This is a genomic window from Kitasatospora sp. NPDC088783, from assembly GCF_044750705.1.
In the GTDB taxonomy this organism is placed as follows: Bacteria; Actinomycetota; Actinomycetes; order Streptomycetales; family Streptomycetaceae; genus Kitasatospora; species Kitasatospora fiedleri.
Genome location: NZ_JBIVKJ010000004.1, coordinates 309,950 through 332,734, shown reverse-complemented (window position 1 = coordinate 332,734; position 22,785 = coordinate 309,950). Strand labels below are relative to the sequence as shown.

Annotated in this window: 23 protein-coding genes; 11 read left to right on the top strand and 12 right to left on the bottom strand. The window is 75.4% G+C overall.

What is annotated here, in order from left to right:
* Positions 1–109 precede the first annotated feature (109 nt).
* From ACIP60_RS13975 to ACIP60_RS13960, 4 genes are all read left to right on the top strand, one after another.
* A complete protein-coding gene (locus ACIP60_RS13975) occupies positions 110–766 on the top strand; it encodes a TetR/AcrR family transcriptional regulator (RefSeq protein ID WP_400683397.1) in 657 nt (218 codons plus the stop codon).
* Between the two features lie 137 nt (positions 767–903).
* Entirely contained in the window at positions 904–1,779 is an 876-nt protein-coding gene (locus ACIP60_RS13970) for a glycerophosphodiester phosphodiesterase (RefSeq protein WP_400683394.1), read from the top strand.
* A gap of 260 nt (positions 1,780–2,039) precedes the next feature.
* Complete coding sequence (locus tag ACIP60_RS13965) at positions 2,040–2,579, top strand: ATP-binding protein (RefSeq protein WP_400684165.1); 540 nt, start codon at positions 2,040–2,042, stop codon at positions 2,577–2,579.
* 74 nt (positions 2,580–2,653) lie between these two features.
* Positions 2,654–3,631 (top strand): DUF5926 family protein, encoded by a 978-nt coding sequence (locus ACIP60_RS13960; protein ID WP_400683391.1) that lies wholly within the window; start codon positions 2,654–2,656, stop codon positions 3,629–3,631.
* Between the two features lie 249 nt (positions 3,632–3,880).
* Here the strand turns inward: ACIP60_RS13960 and ACIP60_RS13955 are convergent, their stop codons facing one another.
* Positions 3,881–4,543, bottom strand: a complete 663-nt coding sequence (locus ACIP60_RS13955) for a bifunctional DNA primase/polymerase (protein ID WP_400683388.1) — start codon at positions 4,541–4,543, stop codon at positions 3,881–3,883.
* Between the two features lie 395 nt (positions 4,544–4,938).
* Between ACIP60_RS13955 and ACIP60_RS13950 the strand changes: the two genes are divergently transcribed.
* Both ACIP60_RS13950 and ACIP60_RS13945 read left to right on the top strand, forming a co-directional pair.
* Positions 4,939–6,435, top strand: coding sequence for a PP2C family protein-serine/threonine phosphatase (locus ACIP60_RS13950; protein ID WP_400683385.1), 1,497 nt, complete (start codon positions 4,939–4,941; stop codon positions 6,433–6,435).
* A 167-nt stretch (positions 6,436–6,602) separates the two neighbouring features.
* Positions 6,603–8,090 (top strand): aminopeptidase P family protein, encoded by a 1,488-nt coding sequence (locus ACIP60_RS13945; protein WP_400683382.1) that lies wholly within the window; start codon positions 6,603–6,605, stop codon positions 8,088–8,090.
* Positions 8,091–8,173: 83 nt separating this feature from the next.
* On the opposite strand, the gene ACIP60_RS13940 is transcribed toward ACIP60_RS13945, so the two are convergent.
* The 3 genes from ACIP60_RS13940 to ACIP60_RS13930 all read right to left on the bottom strand — a co-directional run bounded on the left by ACIP60_RS13940 (position 8,174) and on the right by ACIP60_RS13930 (position 11,621).
* Positions 8,174–9,454, bottom strand: coding sequence for a hypothetical protein (locus ACIP60_RS13940; RefSeq protein ID WP_400683379.1), 1,281 nt, complete (start codon positions 9,452–9,454; stop codon positions 8,174–8,176).
* Positions 9,451–10,281, bottom strand: a complete 831-nt coding sequence (locus ACIP60_RS13935) for a SigE family RNA polymerase sigma factor (protein ID WP_400683376.1) — start codon at positions 10,279–10,281, stop codon at positions 9,451–9,453. The genes ACIP60_RS13940 and ACIP60_RS13935 overlap by 4 nt, the downstream gene beginning before the upstream one ends.
* Before the next feature lie 89 nt (positions 10,282–10,370).
* Positions 10,371–11,621, bottom strand: coding sequence for a hypothetical protein (locus tag ACIP60_RS13930; protein WP_400683374.1), 1,251 nt, complete (start codon positions 11,619–11,621; stop codon positions 10,371–10,373).
* Positions 11,622–12,221: 600 nt separating this feature from the next.
* Here ACIP60_RS13930 and ACIP60_RS13925 point away from each other — a divergent pair.
* A complete protein-coding gene (locus ACIP60_RS13925; protein WP_400683371.1) occupies positions 12,222–13,193 on the top strand; it encodes a helix-turn-helix domain-containing protein in 972 nt (323 codons plus the stop codon).
* Positions 13,194–13,284: 91 nt separating this feature from the next.
* Here ACIP60_RS13925 and ACIP60_RS13920 read toward each other — a convergent pair whose 3' ends face one another.
* The 6 genes from ACIP60_RS13920 to ACIP60_RS13895 all read right to left on the bottom strand — a co-directional run bounded on the left by ACIP60_RS13920 (position 13,285) and on the right by ACIP60_RS13895 (position 17,138).
* On the bottom strand, positions 13,285–14,058 hold the full coding sequence (locus ACIP60_RS13920; protein WP_400683368.1) for a MerR family transcriptional regulator: 774 nt from the start codon (positions 14,056–14,058) through the stop codon (positions 13,285–13,287).
* 127 nt (positions 14,059–14,185) lie between these two features.
* Positions 14,186–14,602, bottom strand: coding sequence for a PPOX class F420-dependent oxidoreductase (locus ACIP60_RS13915; RefSeq protein ID WP_400684163.1), 417 nt, complete (start codon positions 14,600–14,602; stop codon positions 14,186–14,188).
* A gap of 42 nt (positions 14,603–14,644) precedes the next feature.
* Positions 14,645–15,067 (bottom strand): MarR family winged helix-turn-helix transcriptional regulator, encoded by a 423-nt coding sequence (locus ACIP60_RS13910; protein ID WP_100837337.1) that lies wholly within the window; start codon positions 15,065–15,067, stop codon positions 14,645–14,647.
* 53 nt (positions 15,068–15,120) lie between these two features.
* Entirely contained in the window at positions 15,121–16,215 is a 1,095-nt protein-coding gene (locus tag ACIP60_RS13905; protein ID WP_400683366.1) for a hypothetical protein, read from the bottom strand.
* A 160-nt stretch (positions 16,216–16,375) separates the two neighbouring features.
* Positions 16,376–16,699, bottom strand: coding sequence for a thioredoxin family protein (locus ACIP60_RS13900; RefSeq protein WP_400683363.1), 324 nt, complete (start codon positions 16,697–16,699; stop codon positions 16,376–16,378).
* Positions 16,700–16,721: 22 nt separating this feature from the next.
* Positions 16,722–17,138, bottom strand: coding sequence for a MerR family transcriptional regulator (locus ACIP60_RS13895; RefSeq protein ID WP_400683361.1), 417 nt, complete (start codon positions 17,136–17,138; stop codon positions 16,722–16,724).
* Positions 17,139–17,222: 84 nt separating this feature from the next.
* Here ACIP60_RS13895 and ACIP60_RS13890 point away from each other — a divergent pair, with 84 nt between their 5' ends.
* The 3 genes from ACIP60_RS13890 (at position 17,223) to ACIP60_RS13880 (ending at position 19,811) form a co-directional block, all read left to right on the top strand.
* Positions 17,223–18,023, top strand: a complete 801-nt coding sequence (locus ACIP60_RS13890) for a GNAT family N-acetyltransferase (RefSeq protein WP_400683358.1) — start codon at positions 17,223–17,225, stop codon at positions 18,021–18,023.
* A 196-nt stretch (positions 18,024–18,219) separates the two neighbouring features.
* Complete coding sequence (locus tag ACIP60_RS13885) at positions 18,220–18,573, top strand: YciI family protein (RefSeq protein WP_100837332.1); 354 nt, start codon at positions 18,220–18,222, stop codon at positions 18,571–18,573.
* The gene (locus ACIP60_RS13880) at positions 18,570–19,811 is read left to right on the top strand and encodes an RNA polymerase sigma factor (protein ID WP_400683355.1); all 1,242 of its coding nucleotides are present in this window, start codon (positions 18,570–18,572) and stop codon (positions 19,809–19,811) included. The genes ACIP60_RS13885 and ACIP60_RS13880 overlap by 4 nt, the downstream gene beginning before the upstream one ends.
* A 46-nt stretch (positions 19,812–19,857) precedes the next feature.
* Here ACIP60_RS13880 and ACIP60_RS13875 read toward each other — a convergent pair whose 3' ends face one another.
* The gene (locus ACIP60_RS13875; protein ID WP_400683353.1) at positions 19,858–21,048 is read right to left on the bottom strand and encodes an ROK family transcriptional regulator; all 1,191 of its coding nucleotides are present in this window, start codon (positions 21,046–21,048) and stop codon (positions 19,858–19,860) included.
* Between the two features lie 161 nt (positions 21,049–21,209).
* On the opposite strand from ACIP60_RS13875, the gene ACIP60_RS13870 reads away from it, so the two are divergent.
* Entirely contained in the window at positions 21,210–21,437 is a 228-nt protein-coding gene (locus ACIP60_RS13870) for a hypothetical protein (RefSeq protein ID WP_282206291.1), read from the top strand.
* Between the two features lie 44 nt (positions 21,438–21,481).
* On the opposite strand, the gene ACIP60_RS13865 is transcribed toward ACIP60_RS13870, so the two are convergent.
* Entirely contained in the window at positions 21,482–22,750 is a 1,269-nt protein-coding gene (locus tag ACIP60_RS13865) for a sugar ABC transporter permease (protein ID WP_282206548.1), read from the bottom strand.
* Positions 22,751–22,785: the final 35 nt, after the last annotated feature.

Genomic DNA, 22,785 nt, shown 5'->3' with positions numbered 1-22,785 from the left:
GCGGTGCACGGAGCCCGGTGCACGGAGCCCGGAGCCCGGAGCGCCGAACGAGGGTCGCGGGACGTACGCCCCGGCTACCGCCCACCACCCACCGAACGAGAGGAACCCCATGGAGACCGGCACCCCCCGGGAGCGCTACCGCGCCCAGGTCCGCGAGGAGGTCAAGCGGCACGCCCGCGAGCAGATCGCCGAGGCCGGTGCCTCCGCGCTCTCGCTGAACGCGATCGCCAAGCGGATGGGCATGAGCGGACCGGCGCTCTACCGCTACTTCGCCAACCGCGACGAGCTGATCACCGAGCTGATCACCGACGCCTACCGCAGCCTCGAACAGTCCCTGCGCGGGCCGGCCGAGGCGGGCGCCGACCTGCCTGAGCTGGCGGGCGCCCTGCGGCGGTGGGCGCTGGCCGACCCGCAGCGCTACTTCCTGCTGTACGGCACCCCCGTCCCCGGCTACCACGCGCCGTCGGAGACCACCGCCATCGCCTCCTCGATCATGACCGCGCTGCTGGACGCCGCCGTCCGGCACCAGACCCCGGCGGTCGACCCGAGCCAGGCCGACGCCCGCCTCTACACGCACCTGGCGCACCACCACGCCTGGGCCGGCGACCACCCGGCCCCGTCCCACGCGCTGCGCCGGGCGCTGGCGTTCTGGACCAGGCTGCACGGCGTGCTCTCGCTGGAGCTGGCCGGTCACTTCACCGGCATGGAGCTCGACGCCGAGCTGCTCTACACCGCCGAGGCGGAATCCCTCGCCGGACCGCGCTGACCCACCCGGCCCCGCACGCCCCCGCCCCCGCCCCCGCCCCTGCACCGCCCCGCACCACCCGTCGGCGGCCGGTTGTTCACCCGCCCGTCGCCGTGCCGGAGGAGGGCCGCCATCCGGTGCCGCGTACGGTGGTTCACGTGGACACCCAGCACAGCACGGCCGGTTCGCCCGCCGTTCCGATCGACCGCACCGCCGTGAAGGTGATCGCCCACCGGGGCTCCTCCGCAGCCCTGCCGGAGCACACCGAGGCGGCCTACCGGCGGGCGCTGGAGGAGGGTGCGGACGGGCTGGAGTGCGACGTCCGGGTCACCGCCGACGGGCAGTTGGTGTGCGTGCACGACCGCACGGTGGGCCGGACCTCGGACGGGCAGGGCGTGGTGTCGGCGATGACGCTGGCTCAGCTGTCCGCGCTGGACTTCGGCTCGTGGAAGCACCCGGAGCGGCCGGAGCCCAGCCCGGTGCTCACCCTGGAGCGGCTGCTGGAGCTGGTCGCGGACGCCGGGCGGCGGGTGGAGCTGGCGATCGAGACCAAGCACCCGGTGCGGTACGCGGGCCGGGTGGAGGCCGAACTGCTGCGGATGCTGGGCCGGTTCGGGCTGCTCCCGGCCAACCCGGCAGGCCCGGCAGGCCCGGCAGGCGCGGCAGGCGTGACCGGCCCGGCAGGCCCGACAGGCCCGGTCGAGTCCGCGGTGCGGGTGATGAGCTTCTCCGAGCTGGCCCTGCACCGGCTCCGACGGGCCGCCCCGGCGGTGCCCCGGGTGTACCTGTGGGAGCGCCGGCTGCCGGTGCTGGGCCGGACCAGGTCGCTGCCGGGCGGCGCGGCGATCGCCGGCCCGGGCATCGAGCTGGTCCGGCGCGACCCGGGTCTGGTGACGGCGCTGCGCCGGGCCGGGCACCGGGTGCACGTGTGGACGGTGGACCGGCCGGAGGACGTCGAACTCTGCCTGGAACTGGGCGTGGAGGCGCTGATCACCAACCGCCCGGCCGAGGTGCTCGCCCAGCTCGGCCGCTGAGCCACCCCCGGCCCCGGCCCCGGCCCCGGGCAGGTGGCACCCCGCCGCCAATCGCGTGACAGAAATACCGAACGGGGTATTTCCGGACGTGTTTCCCACAGATCGTCACAACGGAACGTGAGGCCCACCTCACCTTTTGCCCACTGTCCGTGCGGATGTCGTTAATACCGGCATCGGATCGTCGAACGCCCGTTTCCGACGCATTACCTGCGGGCATCCATCCCTCGGCAGAAGCTGAAGGAGGTCCGGGGGTGGCGTTGATGGTGGCGCGAGCTGTGCCAGTTCAGGCCGGGTCGACCTCATCGGCCATGGCGGTTCCGCACGGTCCGGCCAGCGTTTCGGCCGCGCGGCGCAGGCTGCGCGGCGATCTCGGCGACCGGTCGCTACCGGAAGCGGTGATTGACGACGCGGTGTTGATCCTCTCCGAACTGCTCAGCAATTCCTGTCGGCACGCGAGACCGCTGGAACCGGTCCCGGACACCGCCGATGGCGCCGTCGGGGGCACCGCCGGTGGCACCGGCGCCGCCGCCGGGGAGGCCGCGGAGAGCGGTACGGTGCTGGTGAGTTGGCAGATGCGCGGCGACGGCCTGCTGACCCTGGAGGTGACGGACGGCGGGGCGAGCACCCGGCCGATCCCGGCCCGGCCCTCGGTGACGGCGCGCGGCGGCCGGGGCCTGAGCATCGTGGGCGAGCTGGCGCAGGACTGGGGGGTGCGGCACGCACCCGGTCAGGTGACGGTGTGGGCCCAGCTGTCGGCGTTCGGGCAGGTCGCGGGCGGCGGGCGGCGGCGGAGCGCCTGAGCGGCCCGGGCGGTCGGTTCCCGGCGAAGTAGGCTGCCCGGTGCAACGTCCGACGTCTCCGGGAGAGCCGCACCATGGCCAAGAAGGCCGCGAAGAAGCAGCCCAGCCAGTCCACCGCCGTCGAGGGCGAGGTCCCGGTCGTCGGGGCGCGCGAGGCGTGCCCGTGCGGCTCGGGCCGCCGGTACAAGGCCTGCCACGGCCGCCAGGCGGCGCACGCGGTGCAGGAGTTGGTGCACCGCCCGTTCGAGGGCCTGCCGGGCGAGGCCGACTGGGTGGCCCTGCGCGAGCTGGTCCCGGCCGCCACGGTGCCGCTGACGCTGGCCGCCGGGGTGGCGCAGGAGGCCGTCGGCGAGGTCCCGTCGGTGACGCTGGCGACGGTGCTGCCGCTGGCCTGGCCGGCGCTGCGCCGTCCGGACGGGTCGATCCTGCTGGGCCTGCAGACCCAGTCCTCCTCCGGTGACCTGAGCCGCGACCTGGCGGACGCCCTGGAGCTGGCGCTGGCCACCGAGCCGGGCACCCCGGTGCCGGCCCGCCGGACCACCCCGGGCGGCCGCCGCCTCCAGGAACTGCTGGACACCACGGCGGCGTTCGTCCCCGAGGTGCACACCGGCTTCGAGTTCTGGCTGGAGGACGCCGAGGCGGCGACCGGCGAGGTGGCGGCCTCGCTGGAGCGGGCCAACGCCTCCGCGATCCCGACCGAGAAGCTGGCCGGGGTGGACTCCGCGTACTGGTGCGGCACCTCGGACAAGAACCACCTGCGCTGGGTGATGGACGTCCCCGAGGAGCAGCTGCTGGACGCGCTGGCCCGGCTGTCGGCGGCCGGCGACAGCTCGCTGGGCGAGGGCACCAAGCTGGTGGGGTCGTTCCGGGCGCACGGCCTGACCGTCCCGGTGTGGGACCTGCCGCTGGAGATGACCGCGTCCGACGTGGAGAAGCCGGCCGTGGAGTTCGCCGGGAAGCTGGCCGCGGTGCTGGCCGCGCCCGCGCCGCTGACCGCGGAGGAACGCCGGGCCCGGGCCAACCTGGTGAGCCGTCAGATCACCCTGAACTGACCGGAAGCGCCCCGGCGGCGGCCCCCGGAGCGACCTGGACGTGCCCCGGAAGTGACCCGGAAGTGACCCGGGTCACATTTCCGCCGCCGTCAAAGTCCTTTCCGCGTGGACAAATTGGCGCGGAGCCGGATCTTTGTTACTGTTTGAACAGTCCGACCGCTGGTGCATCCCCCGTCGCCAGCGGTCGGACATTTCTCGTTCCGGGCCGTACCGCACAGCCTAACTGACGGGACATCATCAAAAAGCCGGTCAGGGCTGCGGCAGCGCCACCGCGCTGGCCGTGATCATCCCGCCCAGCAGCGTCCCGACCTCCGGCAGCCAGGGCCGCCCCGGCCCCGGCCGGCGCACCCAGTGCACCGGGCCCGCCCCCGTCCGGGACGGCGGCAGCACCAGGTAGCCGCCCGGCCCGTGGTAGCGCAGCGCGCCCGGCACCCAGGGCCGTTCGGCCAGCAGCCCGCCCAGTTCCGGCAGCGTGTACGGCGCGGTCAGCAGCACGAACCGGTCCGGCGTGCCGAGCACCGGCCCGTACGGGACGCCGATCTCGTCCAGGTGCCGCAGCAGCCACGGCCCGGCCGGCCGCGGCAGGCTCACCGCGCCCAGCGCCCGCCCGGTCGCCGCCAGCACCGGGGCGCCCGGCGCCCGGCGCTCCCACCACCAGCGCACCATCCGCGGATCGGTGGTGGCCGCCTCCAGCGGCGGGTCGTCCGGGTGGCCGCCGGGCACCGCGCAGGACCGGTCGGCGCACGAGCACGGGCCCGGCGCCCCGCGCAGCGCCCGGGCGCCCGGCAGCACGGGCCAGCCGCACCCCTCGGCGGCCCGCAGGGCGGCGGCGAGCGCCAGTGAACGGCTCCGGCGGCCCGGCCACCACCGGCCGACGCGCTCCGGCAGCAGCTCTCGGCGGGGTGGGCGCATGGCGGCTCGTTCCTTTCCGCGTCCATCGGGGCGCACGGCACGGTCGGTGCGATCTTCTGATCGTTCGGATCGGCGTGGTCGGGGTGCGGGCGGTACGCGTGCCGGTACGTGTGCGTCTCGGCTACCCGCTGCTGGAACGAGAATCCCCCATACGTCCGGATGGACGCGGCCGGGCGGGCCCCGGTTCCACCGTACGAGTGAGTGCGCGCGGCCCCGGGTGGCACCCCGGCGGCCTGCGCATACGATCCCTGGCACGTTCGGCCCCGCACTCCTGGACATGCCCCGATCGGCCTGTGTACAAGTGGGGGAAACATGCCGAGTAGTGAGTAAAGACATCATTTCGGTCGGTCTCGGTGGTCCTGCGTGACACGTTCCGGATTGTGGGGAGTTGCGACATGACCGACGTCCACCCGTTGACGTCCCCGGCGCCCGCCGCCACCGCACTGCCGCCCGCCCCGACCGCTCCGGCGGCCCCGGGGGCACCGGCGGTCGGCCCGGTGCAGGCCGTCGACCAGGCGCGCGCCGCCGGTCCACGGCAGGCGGTCGCCCCGGCGGACGCCGTCGACCCGGCGCTGCTGCCGGAGTTCGGCGAGGTGCCCTCCGCCGACCTGCAGGACCGTTTGGCCGGATGGCTGTCCGATTTCACCAGCCTCCAGGAGCACTTGGAGCTGCTGGCCCGGGCCGACGGCCTCACCGGCACCCTCGACGCGCTGCTGGACTCCGGCGCGGCCCTGCTCGGCGCCCGCCGCGGCCTGGTGGTGACGCTGCCGCCCGGCGCGGACCGCCAGCCGGCCCGACCGGTCGGGCTCGGCCTGGACCGGGCGATGCTCGGCGCGCTGGAGACCGTCCCGGTCGAGCACGGCCCGTTCGCCGGGCTGCTCGGCCGCCCCGGCCCGGACGGCCGGCTGCTGATCGCCGACCTGGCCGCCGACCCCGCGGTCGGCCCCCGCTTCCGCGAGGTCGCCGAGCAGCTCGGCCTCGGCGCCTGCTACGCGCTGCCGCTGGCCACCGGCCCGGCGGGCGCGCTCGGCGCCGCCGCCTGGTTCTACGACGAGCCGGGCAGCCCCGACGAGCGCCGCGAGCACCTGGCGCGCCGCTACTGCGAGTTCGCCGCCCCGCTGCTGGCCCGCCAGCTGGAGGCGGACCGGGCGGTGCGCGCCGCCGAGACGCTGCGCCGCTCGCTGCTGCCCGGCCACCTGCCGACCCTCGCCGGTCTGAAGGTGGCGGCCCGCTGCGTGCCCGCCGCGCTGGAGCGGGCCGCGAACAGCGACTGGTACGACGCGGTCGCGCTGCCCGACGACACCGTCGGCCTGACCGTGGGCAGCGTGCTCGGCGGCGGCCCGGGCGCCGGCCCGGGGGCGGGTGCCGACGCGGCCGCCGCGATGGGCCGGGTGCGGTCCGCGCTGCGCGCCTACGCGGTGCTGGAGGGCGAGGACCCGGTCTCGGTGCTCGGCGACCTGGAACTGCTGCTGAAGACCACCGAGCCGACCCGCTCCGCCACCGCCGTCTACGCCTGCGTCGACCCGGCCGAGCGCCGGATCGCGCTGGCCGGGGCCGCCAACTGTCCGCCGGTGCTGCTCACCCGGTACGGCGCGAACTTCGTGGAGACCTCGCTCTCCGCGCCGCTGGGCATGCTCAGCTGCTGGGAGGCCCCCGGGGTGGAGCTCACCGCGGAGCGCGGCGACGTGCTGGTGCTGTACACCGAGGGCCTGGCCCGCCGCTTCGCCCCGAACCTGCACGCCGGGCAGAGCGCGCTGCGCCGGGCCGCCGCCGACGCCCCGCGCGACGTCCGGCTCGACCCGGACCGGCTCTGCGCCCACCTGCTGGAGCAGGCCGGCGGCGGGGAGCCCGGCGGCGACGACCTGGTGCTGCTGGCGGTCCGCTTCGAGTAGCCCGCCCGACCGGGCCGGACCCCGGCACCCGGACCTACCGGCGGGAACCGCGGAGCGGACGCCCTTCCTCCGTTCGAACGGCCCTACGTACGATGGGGGCGACATCCGCCCGCACGCCCCGCGACCCGGGGACGGGCGGGCGGTAGCGCGCGCGAGGAGGCGACGTAGTGACCGAGGACCGCAGCCCGGCGGTGGCCGAGAACCCCGAGGGGTCCGCAGAGGGCGAGGAGGAGCCGGTCAAGAGCCGCAAGAACGGCCTGTACGACGGGATCTCCGACGAACTGGCCGCGTCCATGCGCACCGGCTGGGCGGACACCGAGCTGCGCGGGCTGGAGCCGGACGTCCAGGCCCCGTACGCGGCCGAGCGCCGCGCCAAGCTCTCCGCCGCCTTCCCCGGCGAGCGCCTGGTCGTCCCGGCGGGCAACCTGCGCACCCGCGCCAACGACACCGAGTACGCCTTCCGCGCCGCCAGCGAGTACGTGCACCTGACCGGCAACCGGACCGAGGACGCCGTCCTGGTCGGCGAGCCGGTCGAGGGCGGCCACGCGTTCGCGCTGTACCTGCTGCCGCGCTCCGACCGGGAGAACGGCGAGTTCTGGCTGAGCGGCCAGGGCGAGCTGTGGGTCGGCCGCCGCCACTCGCTGGCCGAGTCCGAGCAGCTGTACGGCCTGCCGGTGCGGGACGTCCGCACGGCCGCCGAGGAGCTGACCGCCGTCACCGTGCCGACCCGGATCGTGCGCGGCTACGACGCGGCCCTGGAGGCCGCCCTCGCCGAGCAGCTCGACGAGGCGAAGGACGACGAGCTGAAGGTCTTCCTGTCCGGGCTGCGCCTGGTCAAGGACGCGTGGGAGATCGGCGAGCTGCGCGCCGCCTGCGACGCCACCGTCAGGGGCTTCACCGACGTGGTGCGCGAGCTGGACCGGGCCGTGGCCACCTCCGAGCGCTGGATCGAGGGCACCTTCTGGCGCCGCGCCCGGGTCGAGGGCAACGACGTCGGCTACGGCACGATCGCCGCGGCCGGCCCGCACGCCACCACCCTGCACTGGGTGCGCAACGACGGCGACGTGCGCCCCGGCGAGCTGCTGCTGCTGGACGCGGGCGTGGAGACCCACACCCTCTACACCGCCGACGTCACCCGCACCCTGCCGGTCAACGGCCGGTTCGGCCCGCTCCAGCGGAAGATCTACGACGCGGTGTACGAGGCCCAGGAGGCCGGCATCGCCGCGGTGAAGCCGGGCGGGCGGTTCCGCGACTTCCACGACGCCGCGCAGCGGGTGCTCGCCGCCCGCCTGCTGGAGTGGGGCCTGATCGACGCCTCGGTGTACGACCTGGAGAAGGTCCTGGAGCTCGGCCTGCAGCGCCGCTGGACGCTGCACGGCACCGGCCACATGCTCGGCCTGGACGTGCACGACTGCGCGCACGCCCGCCGGGAGGACTACGTGGACGCGGTGCTGGAGCCGGGCGTGGTGCTGACCGTCGAGCCCGGCCTGTACTTCCAGGCCGACGACCTGACCGTCCCCGAGGAGTACCGCGGCATCGGCGTCCGGATCGAGGACGACATCCTGGTCACCGCCGACGGCAACGAGAACCTCTCCGCCGGCCTGCCCCGGCAGGCCGACGAGGTCGAGTCCTGGATGGCCTCGCTGACCTCCTGACGCCCCGCCGCCCTGCGACGGTGCCCCGCCGGAACTCCCCGGCGGGGCACCGTCGTTCCCGGCCCGGTCAGGGCAGCAGCCGGTCAGGGCAGCAGCACGTCGAAGCTCTGCGTCCCCACGTCGCCCGGCCCGGCGGCGACGGCCGCCCCGGTCACCGACAGCGGGCCGGAGTCGTCCTCGCCGGCGAAGGTCAGCCGGTAGCGGACGGTGCGGCTCTCGCCCGGGGCCAGCGTGAAGGCCGCGGCGGCCCCGGAGCCGGACGCGTCCGCGGCGAGGCCCGGCAGCTTCGTCCAGCGCTCCCCGTCGAGCCGCTCGGCGACCAGGTCCGCGGCGGCGCCGTGGTACAGCCCGGGGTCGGCGGTCAGCCGCAGCTCCGGCTGCACGGTGTAGGGGACGGCGCCGAAGTCGGTGTAGGTGATGGTGAAGGGCTGCTGGAAGCCGGGCTGCCGCCGGGTGTCGAGCACCTGCGGCAGCGAGACGTCGACCTTGACGTCGTTGGGGTGCGGCCGGCCGGCGTCCGGGGTGAGCGCGCCGATGTCGAGGCTCTGCGCCAGCTCGGTCAGGGCGTCCCGGTAGTCGTCCGCCAGCCCGGCCGCGACCAGGTAGACCTGTTCCGCGTGGAAGCCCCACACGGTGGCGTCGAAGGCGCTGCCGTTGCCGCAGTCGACGTGCCAGGTGACCTGCCGGGCGACCCGGCCGCCGAGCGTCACCACCTTCCGGTCGGCGGCCCGTTGCGGCCCGGCGGCCCCCGTCAGCTCGCCGGGGTGGCCCCAGACCGGGCAGCGCCCCAGGCCCTTCCAGCCGTCCTCCGCGTCGAGCCCGTACTCGGTGGGCCAGGCGGTGCCGTCCCGGCCGCCGCCCGCGGAGACCAGCCGCACCCCGTACGGCAGGCAGTCGCCGGGCTGCTGGGTGGGGCTGCCCGGGCTGAGCAGGCAGAGGCCGTCGGCCGGGTCCTGGTCGGGGACGGTCCAGCCCGCCGGGAGGGTGAAGCCGACGCCGTGGAAGACCCGGTGCCGGCCGGCCGGCGGGGCGGCCCCCTGGTCGACGGTGCCGGCGGACGGCGCGGCCGGGGCGCTGGGCGGGGGGGACGGTTCCGGGGAGGCGCTGACCCCGGCCGCCGGGGCGGGGGCGGGGCGGGCCACCGGCCGGTCGGTGCGCAGGCTCAGCCAGCCGGTCAGCGCGGCGGCCAGGGCCAGCGGGAGGGCGACCATCAGCACCGGCCGCAGGTGGCGGGGTCTGCGGCGGGGCGGCTCGGCGGGGCGCAGGCCCTGGGGGGTGACCTGGGCGGCCCGGGCCGCGAGCGCGGCGCGCAGCAGCTGCTCGACCGGCCGTTCGGGGGTGCGGTCCTTGTCGCTGGTGCTCATCCGGCTTTCTCCAGGTGTCGCTCCAGGGCGTCCAGGGCCCGGCTGGCGGTGGACTTCACGGTGCCCCGGGCCAGCCCGAGGGTTTCGGCGATCTGCGTCTCGGACAGGTCCGACCAGTAGCGCAGCACCAGCACCTCGCGCTGCCGGGCGGTGAGTTCGCGGAGCGCGGCGAGCACCCGGCGGTGCTCGTCGTTGAGCACCGCGCGGTCCTCGGCGGACGGCTCGTCCGCCTCGTGCGGCGGGACGTAGGCGCGGGCGGTGCGGCGGCGGCGGAGCACCGAGCGGGCGCCGTTGACCACCGAGGTCCGCAGGTAGCCGAGGGCGTTGTCGAGGTCGTCCATCCGCTCGCCGTACTTGCGGTACAGCTCGGTGAAGGCGTCCTGGACGACGTCCTCGGCGACGTCCTGGTGGTCGACCAGCAGGACCGCCAGCCGGACCAGGGGGAGCCGCTGGACGTGGTAGAGCTCGGTGAGGGTGGGCCGTTCGCGGTCGGCGCCGCTCCGGCCGCCGGGCAGCGCGCGGAGCGCGGGCGGCTCGGCCGCCGGGCCGGCGGCGGCTTCGGCAGCGGTCCCGGCGGGCGGCTGGGCGGTGGGCTCCGCAGCGGTCCCGGCGGTCCCGGCGGTCCCGGCGCTCCCGGCGCTCCCGGCGGGCGGTTCCGCGGCGGGCTCGCGGACGCCGAACAGCGCGGTGCCGGTCAGGGTCTTACCGGGCAGCGCGGTGCCGGGCAAGGCGTTCCCGGGCAGCGCGGTGCCGGGCAGGGCGCGCAGCAGGGTGCCCAGCAGGCCGCGCGTCGGGCGGCCGATCGGCGGCAGGATCGCGATCGACATCGTGGTGTTCCGTTCCCCCCTCGGAGGCGGCGGGGCGGGGTGCCCCGCCGCCGGTTCGGTCCTGGTGACGCTGCGGCGGCGGGTTCGGTTCAGCCCCGCCGACGGAGCTCGGTCTCGTGCTGCTCGGTGGTGGCGTAGTGGCCGTCGGCGGTGCCGTCGGCGACCACCAGCAGGCGGGTGAGCCGCGGGTCGGCGCCCGGGGCGACGGTGACCCGGAAGGTCGTCGAGCGGCTCTCGCCGGCACCCAGTGCGGCCGGGAAGTAGTCGGGGGCGAGGCCGACGCCGAGCCGCTCGCCGATGCACGCGTCGACCAGTTCGACCGGTGCCCACGCGCCGCCGTGCAGCCACTCGACCTTCAGGTCGGCGGCGGACGGTTGCGGGCCGTCCCCGGCGGCGTTGAACAGGGCCAGCCCGGCGAGGGCCCGGGCGGCCGGGAGGGCGGAGCCGGTGAGCTTGACGGTGACGTGGAACTGGCCGGGGGCGGGCGCGGGCAGGTCGGCGGGGGCGGTGTCGAAGGCGGCGGCGGGGCGGCGCGGGTCGGTGACCTCGACGTCCTGCAGGGCACGGGCGACCAGGGTGGTATCGCCGTGGACGGCGTCGGCCTCGACCGGCAGGGTGCCGGGGCCGTCGCCCGCGTCCAGCCGCATCCGGTAGGTGAGGGTGCGGCTGGCGCCGGGGTCCAGGGTGAACCGGGCGTCCTTGCCGGTGGTGGCGTAGTCGGTGCCGGTGCCCTGGGAGAGCGGCAGGTCGGTCCAGCCGGACGGGTCCTGGCGCTGCAGGGTGCCCTCGGCCGTCGGGGCGATGACGGCGCACCGGGCGCCCGGGTAGAACCGGGTGGCGACCACCGGCTGGAGGTCCTGGTAGCTGCGGTCGGTGCCGTTGCGCCAGGTGACGGTGAAGGTGAGCGCCTCGCCGCCGGCCTGGACGCGGTGGCCCGCGAGGCCGTCGAAGGAGATCGTCAGCTTCCCGTCGCCCTTCTTCTCCGCCGCGGCCAGGATGCCGGTGCCGTCGGCCCACCCGGAGTCGCCGTCCGCCCCCGGGTCCGATTCCGGGTCCGCCGGGTCCGCCGGTTCCGTCGCGTCGGTGGCGCCCGGGGCGGTGGGGGTGGCGGTGGCGGCCGGGACCGGCGCGGTGTCGGGCGCGGTGCCCGCGACCGGGGCGGAGGCGGCGGCGCGGGCCGCGGCGGGTGCGGCGCCGTCGTGCCGGGCGGGGCCGCAGGCGGTCAGTCCGGCGGCGGTCAGCAGGGTGAGCGGGACGCCGGTCCACCGGCGGTGCTTGCGGCCCCAGCCGGAGTGCAGCCGGGCATTCTTCGCAAAACGGATGTCGGTGGACGTGTTCATCGCGGTTCCCCCCGGGGCGGTGACGGTGACGGTGAGCCGGGGCGGGAGGCGCCTCTCCCCCGAGCGCGCCCTCCTCACCCCTCACCCTGATGGACGCCCATCCGGGCGGGAGGTTGCGGACGGACGCGAAGTTTTTTCACCGCCGCCGGGACGACCGCACCGCCTGCGGCGCGTCCACGGCGAAGCCCCCGGCCGGTCCGTCCGGCGGGGGCTCCGTCGTGCTCAGTGGCGCCGGCCCCAGCCGGAGCGGGCGGCGCGGATCGGGAGTTTCTTCTCATAACGGGCGAAGGAGGACATGGACATCTGACGCTCTCCGGACGTGGTGGTGGAAGAGGACGGGGAACGGCCGCACCGGGCCCCGATGTGATGACTCCTCATCCTCCCGGGAGGTTGTCTCCCGATTCCAAAGGTTTTCCGCCGCCGCCCGCCCCCGTCCGATCGGCCTCCGTCACCGTCCGTGCGCACCCGCCCACCCCGCCGCCGCTCCCGGCGCCCCGGCCGGGCGGACGGCTACACTCGGCGCGAGTCCGCCGACGGCCGCCCCGGGAGCACCAGATGGCCGAGCCCGTACCAATCACGATCGGAAGGCGCCCGGCGCCGGTGCACACCGTCGCGGTGTACGCCTTCGCGGGCATGGCCCCGTTCGAACTCGGCGTGGTGGTCGAGGTGTTCGCCCTGGCCCGGCCCGAGCTGGCCGGGCTGCTGGCCGCCCCCTGGTACGACGTGCGGGTGTGCGCCGAGCGGCCGGGCCACCCGCTGGAGGCGGTCGGCGGGTTCTCGCTGACGCCCCGGCACGGGCTGGAGGAACTCGCCGCCGCCGACACCGTCGTGGTGGTCGGGGTGCCCGATCCGCTCGGCGACGTCCCGCCCGCCGTGGTCGCCGCGCTGCGCACCGCGCACGCCCGCGGCGCCCGGGTGGTCTCGATCTGCTCCGGCGCCTTCGCGCTGGCCGCCGCCGGGCTGCTGGACGGCCTGCCCGCCACCACCCACTGGCGGTACGCGCCGGAACTGCGCCGCCGCTACCCGGCCGTCCGGGTCGACCCGGACGTGCTGTACGTCGACAACGGCCGGGTGCTGACCAGCGCGGGCAGCGCCGCGGGCATCGACCTGTGCCTGCACCTGGTGCGCCGGGACCACGGCGCGAAGGTCGCCAACACCGTCGCCCGCCGCTTCGTCGTCCCGCCGCACCGGGACGGCGGGCAGGCGCAGTTCATCGAGGCGGCGGTGCGGCCGGTGGACGAGCCGGAGGACGGGGTGGCCCGCTCGATGCGCTGGGCGCTGGACCACCTCGCCCGGCCGCTGACCGTGCCGCTGCTGGCCCGGGCGGCCGGCATGTCCGACCGCTCGTACCTGCGGCACTTCACCGCCCGCAACGGGGTCAGCCCGATGCGGTGGGTGGCGATCCAGCGGATCGCGGCCAGCCTGCCGCTGCTGGAGTCGCCGGAGGGCAGCGTGGAGGAGATCGCCGCGGCGGTGGGCTTCGAGTCGGCGGCGACCTTCCGCCACCACTTCGGCCGCACCATGCGCACCTCGCCGACCGCCTACCGGCGCACCTTCGGCCGGGCCGCCTGACGCCGCGTCAGCTCTTCCGGCTCTTCCGGCTCTTCCGGCCCGGCCCTTCCGGCCCTCCCGGCCCTCCCGGCCCTTGTCCTCCCGGTCCGGCTCAGCCCTCCCGCTCCAGCCGGTCCGCGTTGGCGTGGATCGCGTCCCGCAGCCACCGGGCGAGGCCCGGGGCGAGCCTCTCGTACGTCTCGGTGAACCGCGGGTCGGCGAGGTACATGTCGCCGAGGCAGCGGTGCGTCTGCGGGCCGCAGTCGTAGAAGTGCCGGCCGATGTGCCGCCGGTGCTGCTCGGCGACGGCGGTCGCCTGCTCGCCGCCCGGGGCCGCGCCGGCGGTGAACGCCGCCACCAGGGCGTCGTTGACGCCGTCGGCCTCGGCCTTGATCCGCTCCCAGTCCGCCTTGGTGTAGCGGGCGGTGCGCCGCTGGGACTGCTTCCAGGCGTCGGTGGCGCCCCAGCGCCGCTCGGCCTCGTCCTCCCAGTCCTCCTGGTAGTCCGCGCCGAACACCTCGAACTTCTCCTCCGGGGTCAACTGGATCCCCAAGGTCCTCGCCTCCATCGCTCGTTCGACCGCCGCGGCGAGTTCCTCCAGCTTGCGGATCCGGTCGCCGATCAGCTCGCGCTGCCGGCGCAGGTGCTCGCTCGGGCCGACCGTCCGGTCGTCCAGGATCGCCGCGATCTCCTCCAGCGGGAAGCCGAGTTCGCGGTAGAACAGGATCTGCTGCAGCCGGTCCAGCTCGGCCTCGCCGTAGCACCGGTAGCCGGCCGGGGTGCGGCCGCCGGGCACCAGCAGGCCGATCCGGTCGTAGTGGTGCAGGGTGCGCACCGTGACCTTGGCGACCGCCGCCAGCCGACCGACCGAGTAGCCCTCGTCCATCGCGTTCCCTCCTTCCCGCCGCTCGTACGACCAGCCTGCGGCCTGACGCGACGTGAGGGTCAAGCGCGGGCGGCACGCCACCGGGCGGCGGCCGGACGGGCGGCCGGACAGCCGGCGGACGGCCGGTTCAGTCGGCGATGCCGCTCTGCGCGACGACCTTGCCGATCCGCAGCCGGACCAGCAGTTCGCCCGGGACGCCGTTGCGGGCGGCGTACTCCTCGGCGCGCTGCTCGCCCATGTAGCGGGCGGCGATCCGGCCCGCCCAGTGCCGGACCTGGTCCAGTTCCTCGCTGACCGTCGCCACGCCCTCGACCAGGACGAACGCGAACGGCGGGCGGTCGTCGTCCACGCACAGCGCGGCCCGGCCGTCGCGGAGCAGGGTGCGGCCCTTGACGGTGTCCCGGCCGGTGTTGAAGACCAGGTCGTCCCCGTCGAGCAGGAACCAGATCGGGGCGAGGTGCGGGCGGCCGTCGGCCCGGGTGGTGGCGAGTTTGCCGGTGCGGGTGCCGTGGGCGAGGAAGGCGCGCCACTCGGGCTCGGTCATGGTGGGCATGTCCGCCATCCTCGCAACTCCCCCCGGGGCCGCCTACTCGGACTCGCCGTAGCGGACCAGGTAGGCGGCGAACCGGTCCAGGTCCTCGTCGCCCCAGGAGGTGAAGCGCTCGGTGAAGGCCCGCCGCCGCTGCTCGTAGGCCTCCGCCAGCAGCTGTTCGCCGGCCGCCGTCAGGTGCAGCAGCTGGCCGCGCTGGTCGTCCGGGTCGGCCTGGCGGCCCAGCAGCCCGAGCCGCTCCAGCGCGCCGACCTGGCGGCTGACGGTGGACTTGTCGAGCATGAAGTGCGACGCCAGGTCGGCGGCCCGGCAGGAGCCCCGTTCCTTGACCAGGTCGAGCATGCTGTAGGTGACCAGCGAGAGCTCGGGGTGCAGCTGGGCTGCCTTGTGGCGGGCCCGGCGGGCGAACGCGGTGAGCTCGCGCTGGATGGTCTCCAGCGCGGCGTCGCGGTCGGGCATGGCGTGGCTCCTTCGTCGTGCGGTGTTGCCGACCACGGTAGGGGCAGCCGTGCTCAGACGCCGACCGCCTCCTCCATCTCCTCCTCGGCCGGGTCCTCGGCGGACTCGTCGGCGGACTTCGCTGTGGGCTCCGCAGCAGGCTGCCGCCCGGCCGGCCGCACGGCGGCCAGGTCCCGCCGGCGCTCGGTGCGGGCGGCCAGGACGAGCAGCGCCGCGCCGGCCGCGAGCCAGGCGAACAGGGTGGCGACGTGGCCGCCGAGCCCGGCCCGGCCGCCGAAGTAGACGTGGTCGCGGACGCCCTCCAGGAAGCCCGCGCCGTTCCAGAAGGAGTGCAGGGCGCCGTAGAAGCCGTTCTGCAGCTCGGGCTGGAAGATGCCGCCGGAGCTGGTGAAGTTGAGCATCACGAACAGCGCCATCATGGTCAGCGTGGTCCACCGGCCGAGGAAGGTGTGCAGGGCGGTGCCGATCGCGACGATGCCCGCCGAGTACAGCCAGCTCATCGCCCAGACGCCGAGCAGCCCGTGGTCCACCAGGTGGAAGACCGGCCCGGCCAGCGCCGTGCCGAGCAGGCTGACCACCAGCGCCACGCCGAGGCCGAGCAGCGCCCGCACCCGCATCGCCAGCACCGCGCCGGCCGCGCCGAGCACCGCGACCGAGCCGTAGGAGCCGATGCTGAGCGCCACCAGCAGGAAGAACAGGCCCTGCCCGGTCGGGTCGCCGGCCGGCAGCGGGGTCAGTTCCCGGACGGTCAGCGGCCTGCCCTGGTGGGCGGCGACCTGGGTGAACACCTTCTCGGCGGCGGTCGCCGAGGTCTCCGAGCCGGCGGTGGCCACCAGCAGGGTGGGCGCGTCGGCGTCCGGCACGTACGCGGCGGCCAGGTCGCGGTCGAGCAGCCGGTGCCGGGCGGCGTCGGTGTCGGCCACGGTGGTGACGTCCAGTCCGTCGCCGGCCGCGTCCTTCAGGGTCTGCGCCAGCACCTGGGCCTGCGGGCCCTGCCCGACCACCGCGACCGGCAGCTGGTGCGGGGCGGGGGTGTGGAAGGCGGAGAGGTACGCGATCCCCATGCCCAGGCACATCAGCAGCGGTGTGACCAGGTGGGTGAGGACGTGCCGCAGGGCGGGGCGGGACACCGCTGACAGCGAGGACATCACAGCTCCATGGTTGGCAAGTACAACTAGTATTTGGTTGCACTTTACAACGCACGCGTGCTTGGCATCCATTCCCCGCCCCGCCCTGTGGCCCACCTCACCCCCGGCGCGGAGCCCTCCTCACCCCCCGGCGCGGGGCCTCACGGCCGGTCGTCGGGCCTCACAGCAGGTCGTCGAGCTCCCGCAGCAGCCGGCTCTTCGCCCGCGCCCCCACCAGCGACCGCACCGGCTCGCCGTCCCGGAACACCATCAGCGTCGGCATCGACAGCACCCCGTACGCGTTCCGGGTCTCCGGGTTCGCGTCCACGTCCAGCGCCACCACCGCCAGCCGGCCCTCCTGTTCCACCGCCAGCTCCGCCAGCACCGGCGCCAGCTGCCGGCACGGCGGGCACCACTCGGCGGTGAACTCCACCAGCACCGGCCCCCGGGCCGCCAGCACCCGCTCGGCGAAGTCCCGGTCCGTCACACTGCGCACGCCACCCATCGCGTCCTCCTGTCCGTCGTCGTCACTCCTCGGTGCGGACCAGCTCGCAGCGCGGCTGCCCGTCGGCCTGCCCGGCCAGCGCGTCGCGGGCCGCCTCGGCCTGCGCCAGCTGCCCCGCCAGCACCTCCCGGACCTCGCTCAACCGGGCCACCACGGCGTCCAGTTCGGCCAGCTTCGCCCGGTACACCTCCAGCGAGGCCGGGCACGAGTCACCCGCCGGATGACCCGCCCGCAGGCACTCCACGAACGGCCGGGTCTCCTCCAGCTCGAACCCGAAGTCCTGGAGCACCCGGATCTGCCGCAGCAGCCGCAGATCCTCCTCGTCGTACGCCCGGTACCCGTTCCCGCCGCGCCGCGCGGGCAGCAGCCCCCGCGACTCGTAGTAACGCAGCGCCCGGGTGGTGGTCCCCGCCCGCCGTGCCAGCTCGCCGATCCGCATGCCACGACGCTAGACCTTCACCCCGGCGTCAACGCCAGCCCCTTCCCCTGTCGGCCGCCCCGCGGTGATCGTTACGCTCGCCCGGTGACCGAACCGACCACGGCCCTGCTCGCGGCCTACGACGAGCACATGCGCGGCCTCGGCGCCCGCGCCGAGGGCGAGACCCACGAGAGCGACGGCCCGCTGCTGCGCAAGTACGGCGGCTTCCGCGGCTTCGTCACCTCGCCCCGCCCCGACCTCGGCCTGCGCGGCGGCGAACTCGACCGACTCATCGCCCGCCAGCGCGAGTTCTTCGCCGCCCGCGGCGAGGCGGTCGAGTGGAAGACCCGCGGCCACGACCTCCCCGCCGACCTCCCGGACCGGCTGGCCGCCGCCGGATTCGTCGCCGAGGAACCGGAGACCGTCCTGATCGGCCTCGCCGCCGAGCTCGCCACCCCCACCCCCGCGCCCGAGGGCGTCACCCTGCGCCCGGTCACCGCCGCCGCGGACATGCGGCGGATCGCCGCGATGGAGAGCGAGGTCTGGGGCGAGGACTGGTCCTGGCTGGCCGACGACCTCACCGCCCGCGCGGGCGACGCCGAGGGCTTCCTCGTGCTGGTCGCCGAGACCGACGCGCCCCGCCCCGAGCTGGTCTCGGCCGCCTGGCTCACCCGCACCCCCGGCACCGGGTTCGGCGGCCTGTGGGGCGGCTCCACCCTGGCCGCCTGGCGCGGCCGCGGCATCTACCGCTCCCTGGTCGCCCACCGCGCCCGCTGGGCCCTCGACCACGGCATCCGCTACCTCCAGGTGGACGCCTCCCCCGACAGCACGCCCATCCTGCGCCGCCTGGGCATGCACCCCGTCACGACCACCACCCCGTACGTCTGGACCCCGCCCGCCGCCTGACTCCGCCCACCCGTCACCCACCCACCCACCCGGCGCGCGGCAGCGGGGGCACCGCGCGCGACGGCCCGGCGGCCCGGTGACCGGTCCGGGAAGATTTCCGCGGAGAAGTTCCGGCAGCATGTAGAGAACCCGCTCCCCGCTCCGACCACTGGACGCAAGCACGACACCGCACGAACGAACCGAGGAAGTGGTCCCCGTGAAGTACCTGCTGATGACGTACGGAAACCAGGAGAAGTGGGACTCGCTGCCGGCCGAGGGCTGGACCGAGGCGATCGCCCAGCAGGACGCGTTCAACAAGCGCTACCAGGAGAGCGGCGAGCTGATCGGCGCGTACGGGCTGAACGACGCCGCGACCTGCCGGATGGTGGGGCGGAAGGACGGGCTGCCGGTGGTCAGCGACGGTCCCTACCTGGAGACCAAGGAGTACATGGCGAGCTTCTACCTGCTCGACGTCGACAGCGACGAGCGGGCGCTGGAGATCGCCGCCGACATGCCGTGGGCCGACCGGGAGCCGGTGGAGCTGTGGCCGATCCTGCACGAGGCCAAGTGAGTCCGACCGCTCCGGCCGACCAGGACCTGCTGCGCGCGCTCGCGCCGCAGGTCCTGGCGGCGCTGCTGCACCGCCACGCCGGCGCCTTCGACGCCTGCGAGGACGCGGTGCAGGAGGCGCTGCTCGCGGCGGCCGAGCAGTGGCCGCGGGAGGGCCGCCCGGCCAACCCGCGCGGCTGGCTGGTGACGGTGGCCGCGCGCCGGCTGGTGGACCTGGTCCGGGCCGACCGGGCCCGCCGGGAGCGGGAGGAGCGGCTGTTCCTGGCGACCCCGCAGTCCGAGCTGCTGGGCCGCCCGGCGGACGCCGACCCCGACGCCGACCGGGACGACTCGCTGGCCCTGCTGTTCCTGTGCTGCCACCCCGCGCTGACCGCGCCGAGCCGGATCGCGCTGACGCTGCGCGCGGTCGGCGGCCTGAGCACCGCGCAGATCGCGGCGGCGTTCCTGGTGCCGGAGGCGACGATGGCCCAGCGGATCAGCCGCGCCAAGCAGACCATCCGCGCCTCCGGGCTGCCGTTCGCGCTCCCGGCCCCGGCCGAGGCGGACGGGCGGCTGCGCGAGGTGCTCCAGGTGCTCTACCTGGTCTTCAACGAGGGCTACACCGCCACCGCGGGCCGCGACCTGACCTCCCCCCGGCTGTCCGAGGAGGCGATCCGGCTGACCCGGCTGCTGCACCGGCTGCTGCCGCGGGACGCGGAGGTGATGGGCCTGCTGGCGCTGATGCTGCTGACCGACGCCCGCCGCCCGGCCCGGACCGGCCCGGGCGGCGAGCTGGTGCCGCTGGCCGAGCAGGACCGCGGCCGGTGGGACGCGGCGGCGATCGCGGAGGGCACCGCCCTGGTCGAACGGGCCCTCCCGGCCGGCCGGGTGGGCCCGTACCAGTTGCAGGCGGCGATCGCGGCCCTGCACGACGAGGCGCCGGACGTGGCGGCCACCGACTGGCCGCAGATCCTGGCCCTGTACGACCTGCTGCTCCGGGTCGCCCCCGGCCCGGTGCCCGCGCTGAACCGGGCCGTGGCCCTGGCCGAGGTGCACGGCCCGGATCTCGCGCTCAAGGAACTCGACTCCCTGGCAAGCGAGTTGGACCGCCACCACCGCTACCACGCGGTCCGCGCCGAACTCCTCGCCCGCACCGGCGACCCCGCCGCGGCCGCCACCGCCTTCCGCCGCGCCGCCGCCCTGGCGCCCACCCTCCCGGAACGCCGCCACCTCAGCGAACGCGCCGGCGCCCTCTCCTGAGCGCCCCGCCGGGGCGTCCCCGCGGCCTGCCGCTCGGCCGGGCCGCTCAGCCGCCGACCGCGACGGCGACCGCCGCGTCGATCGCGCCGTAGAGCTCGGAACGCAGGCCGAGTCGGCTGGTCCGGATGTCGACGGCCTCGGCCACGGCGGGCTGGGCGTAGCGGTCGACGGATTCGCGGATGCCGTGGACGAGGGGGGCGCCGGCCTGGCCGAGTTCGCCGCCGATGACGATGGCGGCGGGGTTGAGGCAGTTGACCAGGTCGGCGAGGACGCGGCCGATGGTGCGGCCGGCTTCGCCGATCACGCGGGCGGCGGCGGGGATGTCGGCGAGCCGGTCGAGCGGCGGGAGGTCGACGTGTTCGCCGGGGCGGGCGCCGGGGGCGAGGACGTGGGCCAGCCGGCGGCGGACCTCGGTGATGGAGACGACGGACTCCAGGCAGCCGCGGTTGCCGCAGCGGCACCAGGTGCCGGTGTCGGGGAGCTGGATGTGGCCGATCTCGCCGGAGATGCCGCTGGCGCCGCGGTAGAGGCGCCCGTCGAGCAGGAGTCCGGCGCCGATGCCGGTGGACGCCTTGACGTAGATCAGGTCGTTGACGGTGCCGCCGGCGCCGTGGGCGCGTTCGCCGCGGGCGCCCATCTCGGCGTCGTTGCCGACGGTGACGGGGCGGCCGAAGACCCGGCCGAGTTCGGCGGCGGGGTCCATGCCGATCCACTGGGAGAGGGTGGAGGGCGCGCGGACCACGTTGGTGCGGGTGTCGAGGGCGCCGGGGATGCCGGCGGCGATCGCGGTGATCCCGTCGAGGCGGTGTCCGGCGGCGTCGAGGGCCTGTCCGGCGAGCGTCTCGGCGGCCTGGAGGACCTCGCGCGGGTGGTTGTCGACGTCGAGGTGGGCGGTGGCTTCGCCGAGGACGGTGCCGGAGGTGTCGGCGACGGCGGCGGTGAGGTGGGTGTGGCCGAAGTCGAAGGCGAGCACCAGGGCGTGCGCGCGGCGCAGGCTGACGGCGGCGGCACGGCGTCCGCGTCCGGCGGCGGGCGGGCCGGCGGTGGTGGCGTCCTCGCTGACGAGCCCCTCGTCGAGCAGGTCGGTGACGGCGCTGCTGACGGCGGAGCGGGAGAGCCCGGTGAGCCGGCTGATCTCGGCGCGGCTGAGCGTGCCGTGCTCGCCGAGGACGGCGAGCAGGGTGGCCCGGGTGCGCAGGCGGCGGGCCGAGGGGGCCGGGGCGGCGGGGGCTGTCATGCACGGAACGGTAGCGGACTCCCCCCTCAATTTCACCGCTGAACGGATTATTTGACAGTCTGCTCGTCCTCTTGACGGACGAATTGGCCTATACCTATGGTCTAGGGCAGTAGCAACACCTCATGTGCCGGTACGTGGGACGCGCCGGGAGAGGAAGGCCGATGAACGCCATCCAGAGCCGTCATCGCTGGTGCGTCGAGATACCGCACGCCAACGAGATCCGCTCCGGCCGCCACCTGTTCATCGTGGACGCCGCCGCCGAGGAGGACGCCCGCCAGGAGGCGATCGAACGCGCCGAATCGGCCGAGGCCCGCAGACACCGGCGCGACGCCGACCTGGACCTGGCCCAGGTCACCGTGGTCCACCTGGGACTGCTCCGCACGCACTGATCCCCCGACGGCCCGCCGGCCGCCGGGGGATCCGCCGTCGCGCCTCAGGCCCGCCCGGCCGACTTCTGGGTCCGCCGCGCCAGCGAGTCGATCACCACCGCGGCCAGCAGCACCGCACCGGTGATCATGAACTGGATCGCGTTGCTCAGCCCCTGGATGTTCATCCCGGACTGGATCGAGCCGATCACCAGCGCACCGAGCAGCGCCGACCAGGTCGACCCGCGCCCGCCGAACAGGCTGGTGCCGCCGATCACGGCCGCCGCGATGGCGTTCATCAGCAGGTTGCCGCCGCCGGAGGTCTGCGAGGCCGACTGGATCTGCGCGGCCAGGAACAGGCCGCCGATCGCCGCCATGGTGGAACAGATCATGAAGACGGTGATCCGCACCAGGGACACGTTGATGCCGGCCCGCCGGGCGCCCTCGATGTTCCCGCCCAGCGCGAACACCTTCCGCCCGTACGGGGTGCGGCGCAGCACGAACTCCAGCACCACCACGAAGACCACGAAGACCAGCAGCGCCAGCGGCAGCCCCTTGTACCGGTTGAGCGTCCAGGCCACCAGGAACCCGACCACGGCCAGCGCCGCGCTGCGCACCAGGATGTCGGTGAGCGCCCGGTAGGGGACGCCGGCCGCCCGCCGCCGCCGGGCGTCCAGCAGCGAGGAGCCGAGGAACAGCACCACGCCGGCCGCCGCCAGTCCGTAGGCGGCGATCTGCTGCCCGTAGATGGTGGAGTACAGCCGCGAGACGATGTCCTTGCCGGACAGGTTGACGGTGCCGCTGGCGCCCAGGACCTGGAGCATCAGGCCGTTCCAGCCGAGGTTGCCGGCCAGCGTCACGACGAACGCCGGGACGCCGACCTTGGCGAAGAACAGGCCCTGCACCAGGCCGACCACCGCGCCGCCGACGATCGCGGACAGCAGCGCCAGCCACTGGTTGACGCCGTGCGTGACGTTCATGACCGCGAAGATCGCCGCGCACAGGCCGCTGACCGAGCCGACCGACAGGTCGATCTCGCCGAGCAGCAGCACGAACACCACGCCCAGCGCGATCATGCCGGTGCCGACGATCTGCTGGGAGAGGTTGGACAGGTTCTGCGCCGACAGGAAACTGCTGTTCAGCGAGCCGAACACGGCCCAGATGACGATCAGCGCGACCACCACCGGGGCCGAGCCCAGCTCGCCGCTGGTCAGCCGCCGCCTGAACTCGATCAGGTAGCCCTTGAGGCCCTCCTGCCGGACGATCAGCCGCGGGTCGACGGCCGGGGTGGCCTCCGCGGCCACCGGGACGGGCGCGTTGACGCCGCCGGTCGGCATGGCGTCCTCAGGCAGCCGGTGGTGTTCGGGCTCCG

Excerpts from the sequence above, each read along its gene's own strand:
- ACIP60_RS13910 (WP_100837337.1), bottom strand. The coding sequence starts at position 15,067 with ATGCCCGACCGCGACGCCGCGCTGGAGACCATCCAGCGCGAGCTCACC.
- ACIP60_RS13915 (WP_400684163.1), bottom strand. The coding sequence starts at position 14,602 with ATGACCGAGCCCGAGTGGCGCGCCTTCCTCGCCCACGGCACCCGCACC.
- ACIP60_RS13920 (WP_400683368.1), bottom strand. The coding sequence starts at position 14,058 with ATGGACGAGGGCTACTCGGTCGGTCGGCTGGCGGCGGTCGCCAAGGTC.
- ACIP60_RS13905 (WP_400683366.1), bottom strand. The coding sequence starts at position 16,215 with ATGTCCTCGCTGTCAGCGGTGTCCCGCCCCGCCCTGCGGCACGTCCTC.
- ACIP60_RS13870 (WP_282206291.1), top strand. The coding sequence starts at position 21,210 with ATGAACGCCATCCAGAGCCGTCATCGCTGGTGCGTCGAGATACCGCAC.
- ACIP60_RS13955 (WP_400683388.1), bottom strand. The coding sequence starts at position 4,543 with ATGCGCCCACCCCGCCGAGAGCTGCTGCCGGAGCGCGTCGGCCGGTGG.
- ACIP60_RS13895 (WP_400683361.1), bottom strand. The coding sequence starts at position 17,138 with ATGCGGATCGGCGAGCTGGCACGGCGGGCGGGGACCACCACCCGGGCG.
- ACIP60_RS13950 (WP_400683385.1), top strand. The coding sequence starts at position 4,939 with ATGACCGACGTCCACCCGTTGACGTCCCCGGCGCCCGCCGCCACCGCA.
- ACIP60_RS13875 (WP_400683353.1), bottom strand. The coding sequence starts at position 21,048 with ATGACAGCCCCCGCCGCCCCGGCCCCCTCGGCCCGCCGCCTGCGCACC.
- ACIP60_RS13935 (WP_400683376.1), bottom strand. The coding sequence starts at position 10,281 with ATGTCGATCGCGATCCTGCCGCCGATCGGCCGCCCGACGCGCGGCCTG.
- ACIP60_RS13975 (WP_400683397.1), top strand. The coding sequence starts at position 110 with ATGGAGACCGGCACCCCCCGGGAGCGCTACCGCGCCCAGGTCCGCGAG.
- ACIP60_RS13960 (WP_400683391.1), top strand. The coding sequence starts at position 2,654 with ATGGCCAAGAAGGCCGCGAAGAAGCAGCCCAGCCAGTCCACCGCCGTC.
- ACIP60_RS13940 (WP_400683379.1), bottom strand. The coding sequence starts at position 9,454 with ATGAGCACCAGCGACAAGGACCGCACCCCCGAACGGCCGGTCGAGCAG.
- ACIP60_RS13865 (WP_282206548.1), bottom strand. The coding sequence starts at position 22,750 with ATGCCGACCGGCGGCGTCAACGCGCCCGTCCCGGTGGCCGCGGAGGCC.
- ACIP60_RS13900 (WP_400683363.1), bottom strand. The coding sequence starts at position 16,699 with ATGGGTGGCGTGCGCAGTGTGACGGACCGGGACTTCGCCGAGCGGGTG.
- ACIP60_RS13930 (WP_400683374.1), bottom strand. The coding sequence starts at position 11,621 with ATGAACACGTCCACCGACATCCGTTTTGCGAAGAATGCCCGGCTGCAC.
- ACIP60_RS13965 (WP_400684165.1), top strand. The coding sequence starts at position 2,040 with ATGGTGGCGCGAGCTGTGCCAGTTCAGGCCGGGTCGACCTCATCGGCC.